Annotated in this window: 1 protein-coding gene; it reads left to right on the forward strand. The window is 47.0% G+C overall.

The window, feature by feature from the left end; translation table 11 throughout:
• Window positions 1-109: 109 nt before the first annotated feature.
• The coding region (locus tag HMPREF3190_RS07640) for a hypothetical protein (RefSeq protein WP_449676222.1) at window positions 110-559 on the forward strand (450 nt) is incomplete at its 3' end.

Consider the following 559-nt stretch of genomic DNA (forward strand, 5'->3'; position numbering starts at 1 on the left):
CAACCTTGCTCAGTGTTAAAACGTAATCCATCCAGCAAGCCATCCAACCATTTACTCTGTATTTAATTCAACGCTAAAAAGAAAGAATAATAACCGAAAGGATACCGCTATGAACACGAAGCTACTTGATACCTTGAAAGAAAAATGGACGAAGAAAAGCACGAAGATTGCTTGCGCATCAGTAGGCACCGTTGCCGTACTTGGTGTAGTAGGAGCACTTATTGCATGCAACCTGCCACATACCGAGCAAGTGATTGCTGAGGATGGAACTATCACAACGGTGCAAACACCGCAAAAAGAATCACATGGTCTCTTTGACATATTCCATGCGCCAACAGAGCAAGCTGATGCAGCGCAAACCACTACTACAGAGATTGCACCACCACAAACTAATGCAGATGGTACACCAATTAACGCATCTACTACTGTACCAGGTACGCCACAGGCTGCTGCAAGTGGTAGTGTAGATAATGTTACAGGTACAGCTGCTGCTGCCCCTGCGTCTGAATCTGCTGCCCCTGCACCAGCGCCAGCTGCTGTAGAGCAAAGCCCTGCACCA

The organism is Umbribacter vaginalis (genome assembly GCA_001552935.1).
Lineage (GTDB): Bacteria > Actinomycetota > Coriobacteriia > Coriobacteriales > Eggerthellaceae > Berryella > Berryella vaginalis.